The 1,567-nt window shown below is 74.8% G+C and carries 2 protein-coding genes; both read right to left on the bottom strand.

What is annotated here, in order from left to right; translation table 11 throughout:
- Positions 1-323, bottom strand: a 323-nt coding sequence (locus tag CCN72_RS17290) for a response regulator (protein WP_143664119.1), incomplete at its 3' end; no start/stop codon positions are given.
- On the bottom strand, positions 320-1,567 hold a 1,248-nt coding region (locus CCN72_RS17285; RefSeq protein WP_107430115.1), incomplete at its 5' end, for a sensor histidine kinase. The genes CCN72_RS17290 and CCN72_RS17285, both read right to left, overlap by 4 nt.

The following is a 1,567-nucleotide window of genomic DNA, read 5'->3' as shown; positions in this document are numbered from 1 at the left end:
CTCAAGGACGCCCGCCCCGACGAACTGCTGGCCCCGGCGCGCAGGGCCGCGTGCACGTACTCGTCCAGGTCGAAGGTGGTCAGCACGAGGACCCGCGAGCGGGCACCCGTGGCGACGATGCGCCGGGTGGCCTCGATGCCGTCCATGCCGGGCATCCGGATGTCCATCAGGACGACGTCCGGACGCAGTTGGGCGGCCCGGCGGACGGCCTCCGCGCCATGGGCCGCCTCGCCGACCACCTCGGTCCCGGGCACGGAGTCCAGCAGCATCCGGAAGCCGTACCGTTGCAGCGGCTGGTCGTCCACGATGAGTACGGTGGTCACGCCGCGCCCTCCCGCGGGCCGAGTTCGAGGGTGGCCACCACGGTCCAGCCGCCACCCGGGGCCGGGCCCGCGCTGAGGTGGCCGCCGTACAGCGCGACCCGCTCGCGCATGCCCAACAGGCCCTGACCGTCGTGCCGTTGACCTGCCCGGACGGTCTTTCCGGTGTCGCGGACCTGGATGCCGAGCCGGTCCGCGCCGACGTCGATCGCGAGGTCCACCCGGGTACCGGCGCCCGCGTGTTTCAGGGTGTTGGTCATGGCTTCCTGCACGATCCGGTAGACGGTCAACTGCACGCCCTCGTCCAGGGCTTCCGCTCTCCCGGCGGTCCGGTAGACGACGTCGAGTCCGGCGGCGCGCACGCCGTGGCAGAGGGCGTCGAGGTCGGCGAGTCCGGGCTGCGGGCTGAGCTGGGGTCCGGCGGGCGGGGCGTCGGTGTCGCGCAACACGCCGAGGACGCGCCGGAGTTCGCCGAGTGCCTGGCGGCCGGTGTCACCGATGAGCCGGAGTGCCTCGGCGCCGCGTCCGGACTCGGCGGCGGCACCGGCGGTGGCGCACGCGCCCGCGTCGGCCAGGGTGATCACGACGGACAGATGGTGGCCGACGATGTCGTGCATCTCCCGTGCCACCCGGGCTCGTTCGGAGGCGGCGGCCAGTCTACTGCGCTGGTCGCGCTCCGTCTCCAGGCGGTCCGCCCGGTCCCGCAGCGCGGCGAGCTGGGCGCGGCGGATCCGGATCACCAGGCCCAGCGCGAGCGCCGCGGTCGCCGTGCTCAGCAGGAAGAACAGCGCGTCCGTGACGGACACGACGACCGACACCCGCAGCGCGACCAGCGCCAGCGCGGCCGCCATCACCGCGCAGGCCCAGGGCAGTTGGCGGGGTCTGCCGTGCAGGGCGAGGCTGTACAGGGCGATGAAGAGGGCGACGTCCGCGTGCAGGGCGGCGCCGAGGGCCCACTGGAGGACGAACACGGCGGCGACGGCCGCGAAGGCCGTCGCGGGACGGCGTCTGCGCCACAGCAGCGGCAGCACCAGGCCCGCCTGCGCGACGAGCATGGCCGCGAGTGGCAGCCGGGTGAACGCGAGCCGGAAGCGGCGCGGTCCGTCGGCGTCGACGACACCGCCGTGCAGCAGGTCGGGCAGGCAGAACATCAGGAAGACGACGGCCACCAGGGCGGTGTCCAGCACCCAGGGCCGGGCCAGGTCGGCGCCCCGCAGCCGCCGGCCGGCCCGGCCCTGGGTGCTGGA

It is taken from the genome of Streptomyces murinus, assembly GCF_002154555.1.
GTDB lineage: Bacteria > Actinomycetota > Actinomycetes > Streptomycetales > Streptomycetaceae > Streptomyces > Streptomyces murinus.
The sequence above is the reverse complement of the archived record's forward strand: the minus strand, read 5'-3'. Positions and strand labels throughout refer to the sequence as shown.